This is a genomic window from Pseudomonas sp. RSB 5.4, from assembly GCF_037126175.1.
Taxonomy (GTDB): domain Bacteria; phylum Pseudomonadota; class Gammaproteobacteria; order Pseudomonadales; family Pseudomonadaceae; genus Aquipseudomonas; species Aquipseudomonas fluorescens_H.
Window position 1 is genome coordinate 1,938,895 of record NZ_CP146986.1, and the last position, 22,906, is coordinate 1,961,800.

Consider the following 22,906-nt stretch of genomic DNA (forward strand, 5'->3'; position numbering starts at 1 on the left):
GTACTACACGAGAGTCTTTTACAACGTCAGCTGGCCCCGCTCCTCCTCGGTCAACTGCTGTTTCGCCTGTTCATCCAGGGCGCCTGCGCCCAACACCTGCACCGGGCTGTTCGGGTTGTATCCGGTAGCCGGGGCACGGTTGGCGTCATCCCGGGTCGGCGCCAGCTGTTCGTTGCCGAAGCTCAACACCTGCACGGTAAACACCGACGCCTGATTCTGCCGCGAGGCCGCCTGCTGCTGACGCGCCACATCTTCCGCCGCTTGCGTGGCCGAAGAGGCGGCGGAGCTGGCCGAGGTAATCGCCCCGGTGTTCACCGCGGCCACCACCGGTACGCCGCTGGTCTTGCCCTGCACCGCGATGTTGGCGGCGTTGACCACGGTCAGCGCGGCGATGTTGACGTTGCCCGAAACACGAATCCCCGCCTCCCCCGCATCGATGGTGCCCAACGGAGCAATCAGGTCGATGTCGCCGGGTGCCACTTCGGCGATCGGGTTGAGTGTGGCGATACCCGCGCCGGTGCTCGGCACCGATGGCGACAGGGTCACGTTGCCCCAAGTGTCGTACACGCGTTTCGGTGGGGTGTAGACCACCGTGGTTTTCGAGCCGCGACCGGCGTTGATGTCGCCCTCGGCCGACCAGCCGAGGATCGAGCCGCCGAAGGTGGTCATGATCCGGCTCTGCCCCAGCAGAATGCTGCCCTGCGAGTAGAGCTGAATGTTGCCCGAACCCTGGGTGATGATCCCCGCGGTCGACGGCGGCGCCGCGCCTTCGATGCCGAACACCTGACCGCCGCCCGGCGTGAGCATCTGAATGTCGCCGCCGAACAGGGTCTTGACCCCGGCACCACCGTAAAGCGTGATGTCGCCGTCGTAGCGGAGCGGATTGCCCGCCACGTCGGTGGTCGGGAACAGCGCGGCGATGGCGTTGCGACCGCGCAGGTAACTGCCTTTGCGCGGGCCGTCGACGTCGTTGTATTCCAGGCCGCCAGCGCGCAATTCGGCGAAGTACACCTGCCGCGCGAAGATCGCCTGCGCGGAACTCGGCAGCGCGGCAAAGAACGCTTGCGCCTGCTCCTGATTGCCGCTGAAGCCGTAGCCGAGGCTCAGCCAGCTCTGCAACTCGTCGAGGTAGGTCTTGACCACTTTGCCCGGTTGCGCACTGAGCGCCACGTCCGCATTGGCAACGTTCTGCGGATTCAGATAACGGGCAATGAACCGCGAATAATCCGGCCCCTGCACACCAACCCCGGCCTGCAACACCACATTGGCCCCGGCACGCTTGTCACCTGGCGCCAGCGGCCCGGTGCTGGTGATACTGGCGCGATCCTCCATGAGGATATTGCGCCCGGCATTGACTTCCAGCGTGCCGGGGCCGGCGATGTCGAAGCTGCTGTACAGAATGTCGCGCCCGGCTGAAACCTTCGAAACATCCCGTGGGTCGTTATGCACGAACAGGTTGCCGGTGGAGTAGATCGTGTCCTTGGTGGTGCCGACCCCGTCCTTGGCAGACGTCGTCGGACTGCCCAGGTTGGTGCCGGACGCCACGATGTCGCGACCGGCCAGCATCCACACCGGGCCGGCAGCTTCGTACCAGGTACGCAGCGAATCACTCGCCCGCAGGGTCTCGCCGCTGCGCACGCCGACCAGATCGCCGGTCAACGCATAGAAGCGCGCAGGCCCCTGCACGTCATTCAGACCGGAATAGGTGTTACTGCCGAACGCGAACAGCGGGTAACGTCTGTTGGCATCGGCCGCGACGCCATCGCTGCCGCTGTTGCTGATGAACGGAGTTTGCGACTTGTTGCTGGCAAATCCGTTGAACGCCGGGGCGAACGGTGTGGCAATCGCCAACGGGCTGGCACCGGACTGGTTGATCGCATAGCCGCCGGCATAAATCGAATCACCGGCCAGCAACTCGAGCTGACCGGCAGTCGAAGGTGCCAACAGCAGCGAATAACCCATCGCCGGCGCTTCATTGCCCACCCCGTAGGTGGCCGACGACCCGGCATAGATCGAACCTTGTGCGGCCACCGCACGCAGTATCGACGGGTAGACGAAACGGCTGTCGGTGGGCGACGTGTTGTGACCGGTGAGTGGCCCGTTGGTATCGGTTTCGGCCAATTGCGTGCTCGGCGTGAGGTTGCCCCCGGCCGAGAACAGATCGATGGCCGTGTGCGCAGTCCACAGCGAGAAACCGCTGAGGATCCCGCCCTTGCTGACCGTGCCGTCGCTGTCGAACAGCGGCGTGGCGTTCTGCAACTGCACCCGGCCCGGGTCCACCGCGCCCCCCAGCACCAGATCCCCCCGAGTGTTGATGCGCATGCCCGAGTCACCGGGTATCAGCACCAGGCCACCGGAAGCATTGCTGCTGGTCGAGGTAAACGGATCGGCCGCGCGGGTTTCACGGGCATCGTGAACTGACTTGTTCGCGCCGTATTGCAGGTTGATCCCGCCCACCGCGCTGCCGGTCAATTGCGCAGCGCCGCGCAGATTGATCAGGGCGCCTTGCAGGTCGTGCTTCGGCTGACTGGTACCCAGCGCACCCGCCCGGGCCTGCAGTGACGGATTGAGCGTGCCGCCGATGCGAATATCCATGTCGCCGCCACCGGTCAACTCCAGACGGCCATCGCTGCCGACCCGGCCGGTGCTGCCCACGGCGACAATCAGCCCCTGACTGCGCAGATTGACCCGGGAATCGCCCAGCGGTCTGAGCATGCCGCCATCGTCACCGACACGCAGGCTGATGTTGCCGCCACCCAGCGTGCCGAAACCGGTGAATCCCACCAGGTATGGCGCGGCGTCGGCGCCTTCATCCGGCAGCGGTTGACTGGCGTAGCTGCCGAAGTTGATCCACCACGCGGTCGGCACATCGCTGCTGCCGGTGCCCTGACGCCACAGCCAGTTACCCACGGCCACGCTCGACTGCTGCTCCCGGTAAGTGCCACCGGTAGCGGTTTCCCGACGCCCCAGGCTGTCACCGGAAACAGAACCGCCAGCGCTGACCGTCAGGTTGCCGCCCATTTGCGGGTACCAGGCCTGATAAAGGCTTTCGGTGCCGCCGTTGACCCACTTCTCGGAGTCAGCACCAGCGCTGCCCAGCACTGATCCGTCGTCCGACAGGCGTCCGCGCACTTGATTGAAACGTGGATCGACATCGCTCGACTGCGTACCGGCGGTGTACACGCCAAACGGCGAGTTCATGCTCAGGTTACCCGCCGCCAACAGGTCCAGATCCCCGGTGCCGGTGCGCAGCACACTGAACATCTGGCTGTGGATTCGCGCACTGGTCGCCGGATTGCTCTCGACACAGACTTCCGGATAACTGTCGCACAGGGCCAAATACTCTTCGGGAATCGGCGCGTAATCCTGGAACCCGAACATATTGCCCGGCGCCCAGGTCCAGCGCGCCATCGGTGCACAGGCTCCCGGGTCGATGTCGCACAGCACCAGATACTCTTCAGGCACCGGTTCAAAGGCCGGAAAGCCGTACTGATTGGTCTCGGACCACACCGGTTTCGGATTGCCCTGCGTCACCTTGGCGCCGTAATGAGTGTCCGCCAGACGCAGGTTGCCTTCGCGGGTCAGCGGCTGCACCGCACGGTTATCCGCCGCCCCCAGATCCGCGCCCGCCACCACGCGCATCGACCACGACGAGCTGCCCGCCGGCAACATGCTTGCCAGCGCCCAGTTCGCACCCTGGCGTGTCCCGGCCAACGGACGCAGCTCGACAAAGGCAGCGCCGTCAGCCAGAACCACGTTGGTCATGGACGGAATCAACGAGCCGCGCAACAGCGCCAGCGAACCGCGCAACAGCAGGTTTTTGCTGCTGCCGGTATCGGCGTCGAACGCCCCCGGCAGCGGTACACCTTTTGGCCAGTCGATCGCCTGCAAAGCGGTATTGCGGTTCAAGCGAATGCCGGCGCCCAGACGGCTGTTGGCGGGCAAGGTCAGGTTTTCGCTGAGCAGCGTTCCGGCGGCGTACAGCAGATTGCCCGATGCGTCGTGCACGGCGCCCGCCAACACGGTGCCGGCATTGAAGGTATATGGCGCGGCCAGTTGCACCTCAACCGGCAACAGCGTGCCGCTGACCAGCGTGGTGGCCTGGATCGGCAAGTCGTAGTTCAGCGTGGCACCCGACGGGAACTGCGTACCCTCAGCCAGCGTCACGCCGGTGCCCGGCACAATCAGGTCGCCACCGAACGGTTGCACGCCCGGCAACAGTTTCCAGCCGGCATCGTCAGCGGTTTCCGGTGGCGGCGCGAAGCCGTCGTTGAGGCTGCCGTAGATATCCAGGTTACCGCCGGCGCGAATCACCAGATTGCCGGACTCGCCCGAGCCGTAGACGCCGGCGACTTTCTGCGTGTGCGGGTTGAGGCTGGCATAGCGGTAACGGGACAGATCGATGTCGCCCTCTACCACCAGATCGCCATCGGCGGTTTTACTGACGATCTCGACCCCAGGACGCAGATGGAACGCATCGGCGTAAGTGGCATTGTTCAGCCCCGCCAGTTTGCGTTGCAGCAGATCGGTGTTGCCCAGCGCGACATCGATGAACGTAGTGCTGTCGCCATCGATACGCTCGAACAGGGCCTGATCGATCACTTGATAAGGCCGACCGCTGACCGCCGGATCGAGCCCATCGCGAGCATCGGTGTAACGTCGCATGCCATTGAGGCCGATCGAACGCGCGCCCTGAATAGTCAGGGTGCCGCCGGCATCGATGGCAATGTCGCCGACACCCAGGCGCGGTGCGTTCAGTTCCAGCGTGCCACGCAGCATCTGGTCATGCTGCCCCGCCAGATACCCCGGTACCGCATCGGTACCATGACGCAGGTCGATGCGTGCGCCGGAAGCCAGGGTCAACACGCCGTCACCGGAGTTGAGTTCGACCATCGCACGGTTCGGCGCATCAATGATCTTGCCGTAACTGTCGACGCGCAACACGCGGCCATGGGCATCGAGCACACTGTTGCCGGCCAGGGTCAGACCGTCCCTGGCCGACAGCCGAATGCTGCCGACACGCTCGCCACTGGCATCGATCAGACCACCGACCGTCAGCTTGCCGGCGTCTACCGATACATTGACCTCGCTCGCCTTCATGCCGTCGCCAATAAACAGATCACCTTGCTTGAGCTGCAAGCTGCGACTGCCGAAAACCTGACCGGCATTCAGACGCTGATTGAGGGCGGCGAACTGTTCACTCGCGTCTGCGCCCAGACGCTGGGCGCGAATCTCCACGCCACCGGACTTGTACGGCACCAGCGTGCCGCCAGCGTCGTAATAGCCGCTGCTGCCACCGCGAATTTCACCCTGCAAGTCGACGATGCCCGCCGCGCTCGCCAACGCGACCGCACTGAGGTTGCCGGCCTGATTGTTTTTCGCCGACAGGTCGATGCGCGAACCGGACGCCTGGCGGATATTGCCACTTTGGCTCAACAGCGACACATCGCCGCCCCAGCTGTACTTGCTGACATCGTTGAACGGCAAGGTGCGCCCGGCGAGGTCCAGCTGCGCACCGCTGGCGAGGGTCAGATCGTGCTCGGTCGTGACCGCCAGTTTGCCGCTGGCCAGCGCGATACGACTGTCGAGCACAATGCGCTCGGCTTGCAGATTCAACTCGGCGCCCAGGGCATCCGCCGCAGCAGAATTGCCGGCGCCAGTGCCACTGAGCGTCAGGTTGTTGCCAGCCTTGAGCAGGTTGACCGACGCCGCTTCGCCGGTAAGCAACGGTGTATGCAGATTGAGGTTGCCGCCGCTGTAGAGGTAACCCTTGAGCGGATCGTAAGCGCCCTGTTCCTGATATACCGCCAGACTGCCCTTGTGGTTGGCGGTAATGCGTTCGCTGGCCGTCAGGTTGACGTTGGCAAACCCCAGCGCCAGACGGCTGTTGTGATCCAGCCCGTTCGGTTGCGGCATCGGGCCGTAACCCAGTTCGATACGTTGAGCCTGAATCTCCAGCGTGCCGCTGCCGGTGCCGGCACCACCGGCGATCACACTGCCCGGATCCTGAGTTGCGCCGTTCCAGATCAGGTTGGCGGTGCGGATGGTCGCCACATCATTGGCATCGCCCGCCCCGTAAATCGCCGGGGTGGCGAGCAGCAGATTCTGCAGTTTGCTCTGTCCGGTCTGCGGATCCAGGGTGTCGAGGGTCACGCTGCCGTACAGATTGAAGGCATCGCGGGTGGTCAGGCTCAGGGTTTCCAGAGCGGGCGCACCGAACTGGCTATCACCGCGCATCAGGCGATCCAGCACGTTCTGGTTCAAGGTCAGCCCGGCCGGCACCCGGTTACCCGCAGCGGCCAGCGCTTCGGCACTGCCGGCGTTCACCGCACCGACGGCCAGCGCCAGGTGACGCGTGCCGAAGCGCACCGCTTCGCCGAGTTCGAACTGTCGGTCGGTGGCGGCGGTAATGCTGCCGTTGGAATAGAGCTGGGTCGGGCTGTTGCACAGCCCCGTCGAGCAGACGCCGATGCGGATGTCGCCAGCGCCGAAAGCATTGCTGCCCGCCTCGGGAGCGAGCACGTTGGTCCAGCCGTTGGACATCACCAACAGGCTCGCGGCACCGGGCTGATAGATGTAGCCGGCCGTCGAGTCGTAAGCGACATTGCCGCGCCCCAGCGTGTTGATGCCGGCACCGGCTTCGATGGTGATCGCGCCCTGCGCGGAGTTGGTGCGCAACAAGACTTCCGGTGCCGAAAGGACGGCCCCCTGACGCAACACGATGTCGCTGGTGTCGCCAGTAAAGTTGATGATGTTGCCGGCGGTGTTGTAGTTCACCGTCGGCAACGCGCCGAGGGTCAAGCGTGCGGCGCCCAACTGGTTGAGGGTGTCGGCGTACAGCGAAATGCCGTCGAAATCCTTGGTCGGTGCCTGACCGGCCCCGAGGATTTCGAAGCGGGTGCGGGCGTTACCACTGCGCACTGCCGCCGTGCCGACCAGCCCTCCCTCGGCAGCATTGAATTGCGCGCGCCCGTTGAACTGCAAGGCGATGTCCTGCTCGCCACCGGCCACCAGACGCAAGTCCAGAGTTTTGCCGTCCATGGGGGCCAGCGCGCGTGGTACGCCGCGGCGTGCCGCATCGCTCTGGATGAACTGGGTGAAACTGGTTTCGTTGTATTGCGAGTAACGACGCAACACGTCGGCGGAGGTCAGGATGACCTGACTGGCGAGGCTGTCGCGCAAACCGGTGTTGGCGATCGACAGCTGCCCGCTGCTGGTCCATGAACCATTGCGCAGCGCCAACGCCGCTCCTGGTGCTGCCGCCGTCGCCTGGCCATTGACCTCGACCCGGAACGCGCCGGGCAACAGGGCAAAGGTCGAAGGCAGCAGCGTATAGGTGCCAGCGGCCAACCCCGGGATACCGGCACCGAGAGTGATTTGCTGGCCGATACGCGGATCAACCGCGCCGCCTTCGGCGAGCATCGGTGCGTAAATGCTTTGATTGCCCGGCACGATGGCGTACACCGGATTGCTTGCCAGCCCCGGCAGGCTGAACGTGCCGTCGGTGGCGTTGCGCACCAGCGGGTTGAACCGGGCATCGGTGGAACCGCCGCGTCCGGACACGAAACCGGCGCCACGCAGGTCACCGCCCCCCGACAGATCAAGCAACGCGCCAGGCTGCACATCGATCAATTGCGAGCGCATCGACACACCAGCGGTCTCGCCAGTGATGCCGTTCAACTCCACAGACTTGCCGTCATAGCGATAGTCGATGCCGTCGGTGGTGCCGCCATAAGGCATGACCAGTCCGGCGCCACTGACCGAGGTCACACTGCCGGGTAACAAGCGAACTTCGCGGGTGGTCGTCAGCAAATCGTCGCCCAGGGTGATCATGCCCAGCGGCGCACGAAGCACGCCGCCCTGCTCGATGTAAGCGGCTGACAGTTCCAGCCTGCCAAACACCGAATACGGCATCGCTGCCGGTGCCGCGCCGTGGCCGCTGATGCGCAAGGTGTGTTGGGAAACCGGGACGGCGCCCTGATAACCGACGCGCACCTCGGCCTGAACACCACTGGCGGGATAGATCTGCGCGGCGCTCAGGTTCAGGTCGCCCGGGGTCCACAACCGCGACTTCTGCGCGCCATCGGTCGGTGCCAGAAAACGCAGATCGCCACGGCTGTCGAGACTCACCTGCCCGAACGCCAGACGGCTGTATTCAGCGGCCGGCGCCTTGAGTTGCAGAATCGAACCCTGAGTACCGAACGACAGGCCATTGCTCAGATCCAGCAAGTCAGCCGAGGCGTTGAACTGCGCCTGCGACAACTGCGTGGTCGGGTTATTCGTCAAGCGTGGCCGAATCGCACCGACGATGCCGTAGTAGCTGCCAACACCGGACAAGCGCAGATACGGTGCGCTCACGTCGACACGCGCAGTGTCCTGCGCCGACTCAGCCAGCGACAGCGCACCGGCGTACAGGCTCAGACTCTGGTTCATGTGCAAGTTGACGTCGCCATCGAATGACAGCAAGCCGTTGCTCAACAGGCTCAGATTATCGAAGCCGCCAGCCATCAGGCCATCGGCGCTCAAGCGCGCCTGTCCATAGCGCAAGCCAGCGGCGCCCTGCCCCGGTCGCAGATCCGCCGCGAGCCGCTCTTCAGACATGCCTTGGCCGATGATCATCTCCCTCGGCGCTCGTACGCTGTTATCCGCCGAGTCGGCGTACAGCGGCGTTTCCAGAGCGATCTCCAGACGCCCGCCCGCCGCCCCGACGCCACCGGCCGTTGCCCGCAGATCACCGTCGATGAACAGCCCGTTGTAGGAACTCAGGCTGATGCGCCCGCCGTCCGTGGCGACGCGGGTCGGGCCTTGACCGGCGATGTCGAGCAGCGCTTCGCTGCCGGAAGCGTCCAGACGCGCGCCTTGGCGCACGATCACGTAAGCATCGGCCGCCGTGGCCGTGGCGAGTTTCGCGTCGATCTCGCCGCCAAGGATGATACTGCCGCCCTTGCCGACCTGACCGTAACGGCGCCCCAACGCATCGACGGCAGTGCTGGCCCGCCCGGCCACGTCGAGCACCGCGTGTTCACCGATCCAGATCGAACGGTTGTGTGCGTTCAGGTCAGCCTTTTGATCGGAGGTGGCCGGTTTGATCGAGCCCAATTGCTGCTGGCGAATGTCGATCGTGCCGCCCCAGGCATTGAGCGCGCCGTCCACGGTGATCTGCCCGGCCCCGCGCAGTTTGATGCTCTGGCCAGGATCGACACTGATGCGCGCGCCGCGGCCAATGGTCAGCGGGCTGTTCGCCGCATCGATCAGGTTGATCAGACTGGCCCCGCCTTGCAGCGTCAGGCTGGCTCCGCCGCGCTGCGTCAGGACGCCCTTGGTCGGATTCTCCTGATACAGCGCCGGCGACCACAGCTCCAGCGCCGATTGCGGATCGACGCCGCTGGCCTGATTGGGTGCCGAATCCGCATAGCGATAGACCGGCATCGTCACATCAATCGCCGTACCTTCGGCGACGTCCAGGCCGTTCAAGCCAATGAGGTTGTAAGCCGAGAAACCCTTGCCGAACAGGTCCGCAGACAGTTGCAGAGTGTTGGTCGCGGGCAACGTGTCGGCCTGGCCGATCTGAATCCTGTTGGCCTGCACGGTCAGCGTGCCGCCACCCGTGACGCCATAGCCACGCAGTTCACCCTCCAGGCGTAAATGCGATTGGCCCGGTGCGGAAATCGCACTGGACTCCAGCGTCAGATCGCCGCCCTTGCCGCCCAGGGTCTTGCCGTTGGCGAGCAGCGCGCCGCCCGAAGAAACGTCGAGCAGGCTGTCAGAGGCAATGTCGATATCACCACTGCTGCGGATCGACAGCAGACCACCGTTGAGAGCGCCGAGGCCGGCGCTGGCGTCGGGATTGGTGCGCAGGTTGCTCCACACCCCACGGGTATCGAGGTGTACGCCTGCGGCCACCGCCACTTGCGTGACCTTGTCGGCTTTCGCCGTGAGCCGGGTATCGGTACGCTCGGTGCCGTTGAACTGGTTGAGCACGTTGCCCAGATGCAAGCTGCCGCTGCGCGCACTCAGGTTGGCGTCAACCTGCACATCCGGCGCATACAGGGTGATGTCGCCACCGGTGTCGACACCCAGCGCGCCAGCGACAGCGATCTGGTCCCGGGCCGCGACCTTGAGCGCGCCGAGACGGAAACCGTTGAGCTGATCGTTATCAAGAAACAGCTTGCCCTTGCGCGAGTCAGCCACGGCTCCGGTCAGATCCGGGTCAGTGCCGGTGACCGGACGCTGGCCGCCAATCTGCACTTGATCAAGCAGCGGATTGAGCGAGTACAACAGGCCACCGGCCGCTGCCACATAGGCCGGGTCATAGCTGCCGACGATCAGTTGCGCACGACGCGCCAGTGCGTTCTGGCTCTGCTCATAACCATCAAGTACCGCTTGTGGCGCCTGGTTCTGCCGCTCGCCCTGATACACCTCGCCGAGCATCTGCCCATCGAGCACGGCGTTGGCGGTGGAGATCACCAGTTGCCCGGCGTCGCGTCCCACGGTGTAACCCGATTCGAAACGCGAGCGCGGCGCGATCAGCGGACTGTAGTAATAATGGGTCTGGCCCCAGCGCTCGCTGCTGTCTTCATAACCTTTGTACAGTCCGGTGTAGAGCAGATCCCCTGGGGCACGGGAGACTTCATACAGTTTGCCGTCGGCGCCGCGCAGCCAGCTCTGGCGAATTTCGCCGCCCTGCACATCCAGGGTGCCGCCCGACAGATTGATCAACGAGCCCTTCTCGGTGACCACGTCATTGCCGGCAAAACTCACCGTACCGCCCTGGGCCATCCACTCACCGATGCTGTGACCCTGGGTGCCGAGATAGCCGCCGACTTCAAGCAAGCCACCGGCCGTGTACCAGCGATCCGTGGCATAGCCGTTGGTGCCGGCCGGGACGTACACCAGCTCACGCACATCGACCCAGATGTCGTTGCTGTTGAGCGCGCCCTTCTCGCGGTTGACCGACGCATCGCGCTGCTCGTTGCCCTGCACGTTGATCTTGATGCTGTTGTTTTCCATCGCCACGTTGACGCCAACCGCACCTGACACATCAATCAACGCGCCGTCACGCACCAGGCTGCGGCGCTGTGCACTGACAGCGACCTGGCCGCCGGTGGCCAGAGTGATCGAGCCGTTCTCGAACTCGACGCTGCCGCCGCTCTGGATCTCGATGCGCGACTGATCGCCACGAATCCGGTTGTTCGCGCTGACGCCGGTCAGGGCGGCGTCATGCTGGCTGTCGAGCGCCGTCAGGTCGCTGCTGTCGAGCATGATCGCCGTCGCGCTGCCCTGACCCAGCGTGACGCTGCCGCTGCTGTCGGTGCTCGGGTTGCTCAGATGAATCGTGCCGCGTGTCGCCACCGAGGTGCTGGCGAGCAATACGCCGTTCTGCACCACTTCGTGGCCGGTCAGGGTGATGTCGCCGGTGGCAGACTGGATCAGGCCGTTGTTGCTGACCTTGCCCGCAGCAACGCCGGCCTTGAAGCCCGGAATGACTTCGCTGCCGAAGGTCGTGGACAGCGCATTGCCTTCGGTGCCCGAACCCTTGCGAATGTAGAAGCGATCACCGGCGGCCAGCACGGTCTGGCCCTTGGCGGTGCTGATGCTGCCGTCGTTCTGCACTTCGCTGCCGAGCAGCAAGGCATAACCGCCAGCATCGGTGGACGCCGCCGGTTTGTGCGTGGCGATGCTCGCACCGCGTTCCACCAACACCTTGCCGGCGGCCTCGGTGAACGTCGGCTGCGTGCCGTTGCTGTCGAAATACAGGCCCCGTTCACGGAACTGGTTGTCGGTGATATTCGCGGCGGCCGCCACCAGATTGCGCACGTTGACCTGACTGCTGCCGCTGAACACGATGCCGTTACGGTTGATCAGCATCACCGTGCCGTCACCCTTGATCTGACCTTGAATCTGACTGGCGCGCGCATTCGGATCGTTGACCCGGTTGAGCACGGCCCAGTCCGACTGCTGGGCGAATTCGACGCTGGTGTTACGCCCGACGTTGAAGGTCTCCCAGTTGAGGATGGCCTTGTCGGCAGTCTGCTCGATCTTCACCGTGGTCTTGCCGTCGGCCTGAGTCTGTTGCGGGCCTTTGGCGTTCTGCCAACCTTGCGTAAGGCTGTTGTCGACCTTCAGGCCGCCCTCGCCCAAGCCATCCGGCACCGCTTGCACAGTGCCAAGCGCGGTGGCACGTCCGGCGGCCTGGGCCGCCTGTTGCGCGGCAATCGCAGCCACGGTGTTGTTCAGGGTCTGGATCGAACGCTGCAACTGCTGACTGGCTTTCTGCTGCTGCGCCAATGGCGGGGTCATTCCCGGCAAACCACCGACGCTCGGACGCGCAGCGGCTGCTTGCTGTGCAGCGCCCTTGGCGGCAAACCAGCCCGAGCTGAACGCCGTCTGCGCCTGCGCACTGCCCGCCACCAGACACAACGCCACGGCGTGTGCCAACGGCTTGAGCAACCACAGCGCCGGCTCCGCGAGTTCACGCTTGAATGACTGGGCGTTGCTACGACGACGGGATGGGCGAGCGAGCATCACTACGAGATCCTTTTGAGTTGCCACACGAGGCCGCAGGCCTGCAAAAACCTGCTGTTACGACATAGGCAGTTGGCGCGGCCCGCGACCGAACGGATGTCACACAAACTTCATGTTGGCGGAGTATTCGCGGGGCGCAGGCGATTTGGACGGGCAAAAAAATGGCGGCCCCGAAGGGCCGCCATTCGTCTTGCGGGTTGAATCGAACGTCTTACAAAGGACGACCGATGGTGTTGCAGACGCTGGTGTTGTTGATGTCCAGGTTGTAGCCGGCAGCGTTGCTGACGAATGTTTCGTACACCTTGGTTTTCCAGGCGGCAGGCACGGTCACGAAACCGTGGTTCTTGACCGCCAGGTCGTTGGTGGTGGTGTTGTAGTGCGTGGTCAGGAAAGCCTTCACGTCGTTGGCCACGGCTGCATCCTTGTAGCACTGACCGACGATGAAGTTGGTGTAGGCCGCCAGTTTGTAACCGATGGCCGGGTTAGCCACCACTGGCGACCAGCGAGTCGGGTCGGCAGCCAGAGCAGCGGTCGAAGGTGGGGTCACCGAAGACAGGGCCAGCGCAACGTTGGCGGAAGTTGGCTGAACGTTGTTGACGCGGGCAACCAGCGCGTTGCTGGTGGCGTCTACACCGTCCGGACCGACATAGCCGAGCGAGCCGTCAACCGCGGCCACAGCAGGTGCCACGTCAGCAGTGTTGGCGACGCCAACCCAGTTCGATGGCAGGGTGGAACCGGCTGGACGGGCGTTGACGAACGTCGAGTTGGTGGTGAACTTGGTTGGGCAGACAGCGTTCAGGTGACGGGTGAGGATTTCCGAAGTACCGCTGGACACGTTGCGATAAACGATGCGGATCGGGGTGGTGTCAGCAGTGCCCAGCAGGCCGCCCCAAGTGGTGACGGAGCCCGAGAAAGCGTCGCACAGTTGAGCGCTGGTCAGGTTCAGCGCGGTCTGACCGGATTTTTTGTACGGGATGGCAACCGAAGTGGCAACCGATGGCAGTTGGATCAGCGGGCCGTAAGCAGCGCCGAAGTTGGTGTTGTAGGTGCTGATTTCCGAAGCGCTGAGTACCGAGTCGCTACCGGCGAAGTGCACAGTACCGGTGGTGCCGAAGCCAGTGGCAACGTTGGTCAGGAAGGCAGTCTTGCCGGCACCGCTACCCACGGCGGCGTAGCTGAAGTTGGCAGGCAGGATGCTGTCGGCCGAACCTTTGTACAGAGCGGCTGGCAGAGTAGCGCCACCACCGGTAACGGCCATGGCTTGAGCGGAAGCCAGCGCGGCGACGGTCAGGGAAGCTGCGATCAGAGTGCGCTTGAACATGAAGAATCTCCTTTTCAACGATGGTTGTGAACACAGGTTTTCAGGGGTCTTGCATGACACTGGGAAGACTCACCGCCGACCTTCGCAAGCGGGGTCCGTGGTTAAGTCGCACTGAGAAATTCGCAGTTTCCGGTGACAGATAAAGGAAAAAACCTCGGGAGCTGCGCGCCGATTTTCCGGTGGTTTTCTCGGGTGTTTGCGCGGGATTGCGAGGGGTCTGGATCGGGGGTTTTGCTGAAACTGGCTGCAGCCGTTGCGGGGTGGTTGCAGATGACAGAAAGGAGAACCCGAGGATGGGGGGAATGAGGGTCGGGTGAGGCTGAAGTCCTGGTAAAAAGTCTGAATAATTTATTGCCCTGATGTGCCTCTTCGCGAGCAAGCCCGCTCCCACAGGGGGAACGCATTTCAAATGTGGGAGCGGGCTTGCTCGCGAAGAGGCCAGTCCAGACAACCTCAAACCCTCAGGCACACCACTACTGCACCAATTGATTGATCTCAATGATCGGCAACAAAACCGCCATCACAATCACCAGCACCACCCCGCCCATCACCACGATCATCAGCGGCTCGAGCAACGCGGTCATGCCCATTGCCCGCCGTTCGATATCGCGGGACAGGGTCTGTGCTGCCCGTTCGAGCATCGGCGGCAGTGCGCCGGTTTTCTCGCCGCTGGCGATCAGGTGAATCAATACCGGCGGAAATACGTTCTCCACTCGCAGCGCCGCCGCAAGATTCACCCCTTCGCGAACCTTGGCCGTGGCGTCGCTGACACTCAGACTCAGGCGATCATTGGACAGCGTCTGCCGCGCCGCCTCCAGCGCCCGCAGCAACGGCACACCGGCACCGCCGAGAATCGCCAGCGTCGAGGCAAAGCGTGCGGTGTTAAGGCCCAACACGAAGCGCCCGATCAGCGGCAATTTCAGCACCCGATGATGCCAGCTCAAACGTGCCGCCGGATTGCGCAGGTACAGGCGCCAGCTCCAGAAAGCGCCCGCGATCAACGCCGCACATAACCAGCCCCACGCCCGAATGAAATCACTGGCGGTAAGCATCGCCAACGTCAGCCCCGGCAAGTCCTGACGCGCTTGGGAAAAGGCGCTGACCACCTGCGGTACCACGTAACTGAGCAAGAAAATCACGATGCCGATCGACACCAGCCCGACCACGCCGGGATAGATAAACGCGGTGAGGATCTTGCCGCGCAGGTTGTTGCGCTCCTCGATGTAGTCGGCCAGTCGCTCCATCACCTGCGCCAGATCACCGGACTCCTCCCCCGCAGCAATCAGCGCGCGGTAGATCTCCGGAAAATCCCGTGGCCGTGCGGCCAGCGACTCGGCCAGACGCATGCCGCTGCGCACGTCGGCACGCACCGCGCTGAGGGTGTGGGCGATGTGTTTTTTCTCGGCCTGCTCCACCGTTGCGCTGAGTGCCGCTTCGAGCGGCAGGCTCGCACCGAGCAGACTCGCCAGTTGCCGCGTTGCCCAGGCCAGATCGTTATCCGACATACGCGCACTGAACAGACCACCACCGCCATGCTGGGCGACGTTGCTCTCCTTGTGCACCGACAACGCAGTCAAGCCACGGCTGCGCAACACGCCGAACGCGGCGCCCTGACTATCCGCTTCCAGATGCCCGGACTCGATTTTGCCGGTGGCGTCGGCGGCTTCAAAACGATAGCGATTCATCAGGCGTCCCGGGTCACACGGAGAATTTCTTCAGGGGCGGTGGCACCGCTGCGAATCCAGCGCTCGCCGTCCTCGCGCAGGCTGAACATCCCGGCCTTTGCCGCCGCCGCACGCAATGCCTGCTCCCCTGCCCCTTGGTGAATCAGGGTGCGGATGTCGTCGTCGATACAGAACAATTCGTGGATGCCGGTACGGCCGCTGTAACCGGTGTGATTACAGGCGGCGCAGCCCACCGGGCGCCAGGTGCCCGGTGCTGCTGGATCCTCCTGTTTGCACTCTTTACAAAGGCGCCGCACCAGCCGCTGGGCCAGCACACCAAGCATCGACGAGGCCAGCAGAAACGGTTCGACACCCATGTCGATCAAGCGATTGACCGCCGACACCGCGTCGTTGGTGTGCAGCGTCGCCAGCACCAGGTGACCGGTGAGCGACGCCTGCACGGCGATTTGTGCGGTTTCCAGATCGCGGATTTCGCCGATCATGATGATGTCCGGGTCCTGGCGCAGAATCGCCCGCAAGGCCAAGGCAAACGTCATGTCGATCTTGGCGTTGACCTGAATCTGGCTGATCCCCGGCAGGTCGTATTCCACCGGGTCTTCGACGGTGAGGATGTTGCTGGTGCTGGCATCCAGCCGCGCCAGCGCGGCATAGAGGCTGGTGGTCTTGCCGCTGCCGGTGGGGCCGGTGACCAGCACGATACCGTGGGGCTGGCGGATCAAGTGATCGAGTTTGGCCAGCACCTGCGCGTCCATGCCCAGGGTTTCCAGATGCAGACGCCCGGCCTGCTTGTCGAGCAAGCGCATGACAACGCGTTCGCCATGCCCGGTGGGCACGGTCGACACGCGAATATCGATCGGCCGCCCAGCCACACGCAGCGCGATACGGCCGTCCTGCGGCAAGCGTTTTTCGGCGATGTCGAGTTGCGCCATGATCTTGATCCGCGACACCAGCGCGCCGTGCAGCGCCTTGCGCGGCGAGACCACATCGCGCAGGGTGCCGTCGACCCGATAGCGCACCACCGAGTGGGTTTCGAACGGTTCGATGTGAATGTCGCTGGCCTCGTCCCGCGCAGCCTGTGTGAGCAAGGCGTTGATCATGCGGATCACCGGCGCGCCGTCCTGAGTGTCGAGCAGATCGGTGATTTCTGGCATGTCCTGCATCAGCCGGTCGAGATCGACTTCGTTCTCTGCCGCACCGACCACAGCGGCGGCGCTGCCGGTGTCGGCATAGGCGGTGGCGAGCAAGCCGTCGAGCTCGTCGTCGCGCACGCGCCTGAGCGAGGTTTCACCGAACTGGCGCCGCACCTCGCTGATCGACCAGCCTGGCGTCGATGGGCATACGGTCAGCACGCCGTCGCACAACAGAATGCGCTGGGCCTTGGCCCAGGCGTAGGGAAGCGAACTCATCTCAAAACCTCACCTACTCTCGGGTCTGAACATGTTTTTGTGGCGAGGGAGCTTGCTCCCGCTCGGGGGCGAAGCCCCCGTAAATCCGGCATGCAGGGTGTATCTGAAAGAATGGGGTAGCAGGTTTTGGGGCTGCTGCGCAGCCCAGCGGGAGCAAGCTCCCTCGCCACAGGAATGTTTTTCAGCTTGCGGGCCGAGTTCATGGCCTTGGACCAAGCGCAGGGAAGCGCACTCATCTCATGCCCTCCCCAACTCCAGGGTCTGGACATGTTTTTGTGGCGAGGGAGCTTGCTCCCGCTCGGGGGCGAAGCCCCCGTAAATCCGGCATGCAGGGTGTATCTGGAAGAATGGGATAGCAGGTTTTGGGGCTGCTGCGCAGCCCAGCGGGAGCAAGCTCCCTCGCCACAGGAATGTTTTTCAGCTTGCGGGCCGAGTTCCTGGCCTTGGCCCAGGTGCAGGGAAGCGCACTCATCTCATGCCCTCCCCAACTCCAGGGTCTGGACATGTTTTTGTGGCGAGGGAGCTTGCTCCCGCTCGGGGGCGAAGCCCCCGTAAATCCGGCATGCAGGGTGTATCTGGAAGAATGGGATAGCAGGTTTTGGGGCTGCTGCGCAGCCCAGCGGGAGCAAGCTCCCTCGCCACAGGAATGTTTTTCAGCTTGCGGGCCGAGTTCCTGGCCTTGGCCCAGGTGCAGGGAAGCGCACTCATCTCATGCCCTCCCCAACTCCAGGGTCTGGACATGTTTTTGTGGCGAGGGAGCTTGCTCCCGCTCGGGGGCGAAGCCCCCGTAAATCCGGCATGCAGGGTGTATCTGGAAGAATGGGGTAGCAGGTTTTGGGTCTGCTGCGCAGCCCATCGGGGATAAATCCCCTCACCACAGAGTAAATTTTCAGATTGATGGAGGGATTCAAAAGCGTGTGCTCCCTTCGATCGGCACAGCTTTGATGGTCGCACGGGGTCCCGAAGCCGGAACCGAACTCGGAACCCCCTGCGCCGCCGTCGGCAACTGCGGCGCCTGCATGTCCGGCATTGCCCAGCTGCGTTCCGGTTGCAGCCCGCCCTGGGCGCGGCGCATGAAGTCGTAGCGGTTGAGGGTGATGCTGCGCCCCGCTTCGCTGTCGCGGATGATGTACGGGCGCAGGAACACCATCAGGTTGGTCTTGGTGATTGCCCGGCGTTCGTTGCGAAACAGTGCACCGATCCCCGGCAGCGTCCCCAGCCATGGCACCGCTTCGTTGCTCTGGCTGTAGCCGTCCTGCAGCAAGCCGCCGAGGACCATGATCTGGCCGTCGTCGAGCAGGATGCTGGTGTCGATCGCGCGTTTGTTGGTGACGATGCCCGCCGACGCCGCACTGGCCGAAGCGCGCTCGTCGATGCTGCTGACTTCCTGATAGATATCAAGCTTGACCGTGCCGCCCTCGGAAATCTGTGGCCGCACATTCAACTTCAAACCCACCTCTTCACGGGTCACGGTCTGGAAAGGGTTGTTGCTCGTCCCGCCACCGCCAGTCACGTAGCTGCCGCTGACAAACGGAATGGTCTGGCCGACAAAAATACTCGCCGCTTCGTTATCCAGAGTCAGCAGGTTTGGCGTCGACAGCACGTTGGTGCCGCCCTTGCTCTTCAGCGCCCGGGCCAGCACTTTCAGGTCGAGGATCTTGCCGATGCCGGGGATGTCGACCGTGCCGTTGACGTAGCCGACGTTCAAGCCTTGCGGCAGCACGTCGAGACTGGTCTTGCCGTTGAGATTGATCCCTGATCCACCGAGGTTCGCCCCGCCGATCACGCCTTTGCCGCCGAGATTGCCGGTCTGCCACTGCACGCCGAATTCGCTGGCATCGTCCTCACCGACCTCAACGATCAGGCTCTCGATGACCACTTGCGCGCGGCGCTGGTCGAGCAGATCAATCACTTCGCGCAGGTTGCGATACAACGGTTCCGGCGCGGATATCAGCAAGGTGTTGGTGGTCGCGTCAGCCTGAATCGTCACCCCGCCGGCACTGAACGCGACGTTCTGTTCACTGGCCTGATTGCCCCCGCTGCCAGTCGAACTGCTGCCCTGCGCGTAACTGCCGCCAGTACTGCCCGTGCTCGACGTAGTCGAAGTGTTGCCACTGGTTTGCGTGCCACTCTGCGCACTCGAACCGCCATTGTTGTTGCCGTTGCTGCCCATCGCACTGAGCACCGAGCGCGCACTATCACTGGTGCCGCTGTCGCTCTCGCCGGTGAGCAGTCCGCGCAAGGCCTGCGCCAGTTTCGCCGCTTGCGCGTTACGTAAATAAACCACGTGCAGGTTGCTCGGATTGCTCTGCGCGTTGTCGAGTTTGTAGATCAGGTTGCGCGCCAGCTCGGTGCGCTCGGGGCTGCCGGCGCGGATGATGATGGTGTTGGAGCGCGGGTCGCCGATCACCGCAATTTTCTGCGTCGGATCGTTGCCCGGCGCGTCGAGCAGATCCGCGACCATCGGCGCGATGTCGGCGGCGATGCCGTTCTGGATCTGCACCACATCGGTGTCGATCGCACTCGGGCTGTCGATGGTCTGGATCAACTGGGCGACGCGGGTCAGGTTCTCGGCGTAATCGGTGACGACGATGGTGTTGTTGCCCGGGTAGGCATTGATCGGATTGTTCGGCGACACGATCGGGCGCAGCACCGGAATCAGGTTCACCGCGTTCTCGTATTGCAGGCGAAAGGTGCGCGTGAGCATGCCGTTGCCGGCCGGTTTGTCGGCGCTGTAGATCGGCCCGCCGAGCAGTTTTGCATCGGCCTCCGGTACCACCTGCGCGACGCCACCGACATCGACCACGCTGAAGCCCTGCATGCGCAACGCCGCGAGCAGCATGTCGTAAGCCTGGCGCGCCGGCACCTGACCTTCCGAAACCAGCGTCAGGCTGCCCTTGACCCGAGGGTCGACCAGAAACTGCTGGCCGGTCGAGCGCGACAGCGCGCGCACCACCGCTTGAATATCGGCGTCGACGAAATTCAGCGTCACCGGCTGATCACCCAACGGGTTGCTCGCCAGCGTGTTGCTGCGCGGAGCCGCGCCACTGCGCGCACGCTCAGTGATGTTGTGCATCTGCCGTGGTTGCGGCGCCGCTTGCGCCTGGGCGCGTTGACGATCGAGCAGCGCATCACCGCTGCGCTGGGTGTTGGCCAGTGGCCGGCCGAGTTCGCTGTCCACCAGCAACGGCGGCTGGTTCGGCGGCGTGGTGGTGTTGCTGCACGCGCTCAACGCCATCAGCAGCATCGGCAACGCCATGCGCGCCGGTTTGGATCCTGACCCCTTCATGAAGCTTCCTTAGCGCCCAGCGCCTGATCCATGCGAACGGTGCCTGACAATGTGCCGGCAGTGACTTCGGTCGAAGCGTTGTCGGCGCGTTGCAGACGCGCCTCGACCACTAGCAGAGAAAGTTGTGCCGGGGTGCTCAGCAGCCAGTCGAGCAGCGCATCGGCCGGCGCCGCGTCGAACGTCAGCTGCCAGGCGCCAGCCTCCCCGACTTGCAATTGATAGTGCCCGGCCAGGCCGCTGGCCTGCAGGGTCTGCTCAAGAGACTGCTCGATGCTTTGCCCCTGCGGACGCACGCTGACCTCGCGCAACAGCACTTCGAGGGCTTCGGTCTGGGCGCGTAACTTCGGGGTTTCGGCTTGCCAATAGCTGATTTTTTTCAGTGGCGGCTGGATCAATGCGACCCACACCAACAGCGCCAGCAGCAGCGCCGCCATGCCGCCGACCATGCGTTTTTCGCGCAGGGCCAGCGCTTGCCAGCGCACTTGAAGCTGCGCGCTAAAACGCTGCCAACGGGCGCGATACACCGCGAGCGATGCCTTATTCATCTTCTGCTCCGCTGTCGTCAGCGCTTTCGTCGGGGGTGGTGACTTCGTCGCTCGGTCGCAGCAGCCAGCCTTCATCGTCAGCCGTCGCACTGATCCCGACCTGAGCCAATGCGGCTTGCCAATCCTTGTCCTTGTCATTGGCGCTGCGCCGGGCATCGGCCAGCAAACTCAACTGCAACGTGCCATCGACAAACGTCAGGCGCTCGACCGTGCCGGCCATGAACGGCATGCCACTGCCGGCCTGCAACACCAGCCGATTGAACGGCTGCGCCGGGTCCTCCGCCGCGCCCTTCTGCCGCGCCGCCAATTGCTGGCGCGCCTGCTGCAGCGGATTGAGGATCACCGGCAACTCGGGAAAGGCCTGCTTCACCCGCAGCGCCATCTGCGCCTTGAGCTGCTGACCCTGACTCGCCTCGCGAGCGGCATACAGGTTCAAGCCGATGACCCACACCGCCACCGCCAATGCGCACAGCCCCAACGCCCGGCCCCAACCGCGATGCTCGCTGCGCTGCTGTTGCACCGCACCCTGCAGGCCCCAACCCGGCAACGGCCCGGTCCAGCGTTGCGCCTCGGCCATCGGCAATTGCGCTTCCGGCGGTGGCGTCGAACCGATCCAGTGCAGCGGCGTCCCGCAGGTCAGCAGCCAATCGCCAATCTCCTCGTCGAACAACGGCTGCACCCGCGCCACCTGCACGCTTTCGCGCAGCAACAAATGGCCGACCTGCCGACAGGCCACCGTGCCCGGCAGCACCGGCAAGCTGTACGCCGCCGGGTACAAGCCGCGCAGATTCAGACCGGCCTGCTTCAGCAATTGCCCCAGATGCTGCAAGCGTTGACGCGGCGCCCAGGCGATCTGCACCTGCCCCGATTCGTCCCGCGAACTGTGGGCGATGTGCATGTCATTGCTGTCGCCGAGCATCAAGGCCTGCGCCGCGCATTGCACCGCCGCTGCGGTCTTGTTCGCCGGCAGCGGTGGCAAGTCGATACTCGCCAGTAGGCTGTCCGCCGGGTGCAGGAAAGCGCTCAGCGGTGGTTGCTTCGCTAACTGCGCCAGTTGACTAAAGGTCAGACGCTGCTCACGAATGACCTGCCCCTGACGGTCCAGCCACGCGCAGTCCATTTCACTGTCGAGACTCAACCCCGCCAGTGGCGGCAAGCTCACACGCAACTGACTCATACGCCCACCCGCGACCAGATCACCTGCGGCAGACGATCCTCGCTGCGGTGCAACAACGCATCGAGGCTGACCCGACGCTGATCCCGCCGCGCCTCGCCGCGCAGGCGAAACCAGTCGCTGGTGATGCCGACCTTGACGCTGGTCAGCTCCAGATTGGGCATGCGCAAGCGGTTGACGAAATCGCCACGGTTGATGAACCAGCGCCCGGCGTCGCGCTCATTGATCAGCGCCTGCGCCCGCTCCAGCGACAACCCCGGCACATACGCGGCCAACACCGGCGCAGTGGCGGTATTGCCATTGAGCCAAGTGGTGGCCGGGATCACCGTCAGATACGGCGCCAGTTTGCCGATGACCACATCATTCACACCCTCGACGCTACGCAAGTCATCAATACTGCGCAGCATCGGCAACTTCGGATTCTGCGGTTTGCGCGACGCATTCGGCGACGTGGCGCGGCCACTGTCAAAGCCGTTTTTGCTCGCGGTGTTTTCGGCAATCTGCGGGTTCAAAAGATACGGATAAGAGCCGATCACCCGCTGACTGATGCGCTGACTCAACCCGGCGCTGATACCGATCAACTCGCACAACCGCTGAAACGCCTGCACCTGCGCCTCATCGACACGCTCGTTGGCCACCAGATTGCGCAGGTTGAACTTGCCCTGCTCATCCTCCAGCCGCCCCTCGAAACCCTGCGCACTCAAGCGCTGCGCCCACGGCTGATCGAGCCGGGTCAACGGATCACGCTGCCGCGCATCCCAGAGCAATTGCCGGCTGATCTCCAGACCGCCGTGCAACACCCAGCGCCCCTGCACACGCTGTTGGTCCGCCTCCAGCGCGCGGGTCGAAACGCTCTGCCGGGTCAACATCCCCGCCGCAATCACCGCGACCACCGCCGCAATCAACAGCGCACTGATGATCGCCATCCCCTGCTGGTTCGATTGGCTATTCATCACCGGCC

Annotated in this window: 8 protein-coding genes; all 8 read right to left on the bottom strand. The window is 63.9% G+C overall.

Annotation, left to right across the window (positions count from 1 at the left end; translation table 11 throughout):
- Window positions 1-18 precede the first annotated feature (18 nt).
- A complete protein-coding gene (locus V9L13_RS08550; protein WP_338802188.1) occupies window positions 19-12,525 on the bottom strand; it encodes a filamentous hemagglutinin family protein in 12,507 nt (4,168 codons plus the stop codon).
- 211 nt (window positions 12,526-12,736) lie between these two features.
- Window positions 12,737-13,846, bottom strand: coding sequence for a substrate-binding domain-containing protein (locus V9L13_RS08555; protein WP_338802189.1), 1,110 nt, complete (start codon window positions 13,844-13,846; stop codon window positions 12,737-12,739).
- A gap of 473 nt (window positions 13,847-14,319) precedes the next feature.
- Window positions 14,320-15,531: a type II secretion system inner membrane protein GspF gene (gene gspF / locus V9L13_RS08560; protein ID WP_003225634.1), complete on the bottom strand. Its 1,212-nt coding sequence runs from the start codon at window positions 15,529-15,531 to the stop codon at window positions 14,320-14,322.
- Entirely contained in the window at window positions 15,531-16,937 is a 1,407-nt protein-coding gene (gene gspE / locus V9L13_RS08565) for a type II secretion system ATPase GspE (protein WP_338802190.1), read from the bottom strand. The genes gspF and gspE overlap by 1 nt, the downstream gene beginning before the upstream one ends.
- Before the next feature lie 907 nt (window positions 16,938-17,844).
- Window positions 17,845-20,226: a type II secretion system secretin GspD gene (gene gspD, locus V9L13_RS08570; RefSeq protein ID WP_338802191.1), complete on the bottom strand. Its 2,382-nt coding sequence runs from the start codon at window positions 20,224-20,226 to the stop codon at window positions 17,845-17,847.
- Entirely contained in the window at window positions 20,223-20,771 is a 549-nt protein-coding gene (gene gspM, locus V9L13_RS08575) for a type II secretion system protein GspM (protein ID WP_338802192.1), read from the bottom strand. Before gspM ends, gspD begins: the two co-directional genes overlap by 4 nt.
- Window positions 20,764-21,948 carry a type II secretion system protein GspL gene (gene gspL, locus V9L13_RS08580; RefSeq protein WP_338802193.1) on the bottom strand — a complete coding sequence of 395 codons (1,185 nt, stop codon included), beginning with the start codon at window positions 21,946-21,948 and terminating at the stop codon, window positions 20,764-20,766. Before gspL ends, gspM begins: the two co-directional genes overlap by 8 nt.
- A complete protein-coding gene (gspK, locus tag V9L13_RS08585) occupies window positions 21,945-22,898 on the bottom strand; it encodes a type II secretion system minor pseudopilin GspK (protein ID WP_338802194.1) in 954 nt (317 codons plus the stop codon). The genes gspL and gspK overlap by 4 nt, the downstream gene beginning before the upstream one ends.
- Window positions 22,899-22,906 lie beyond the last annotated feature (8 nt).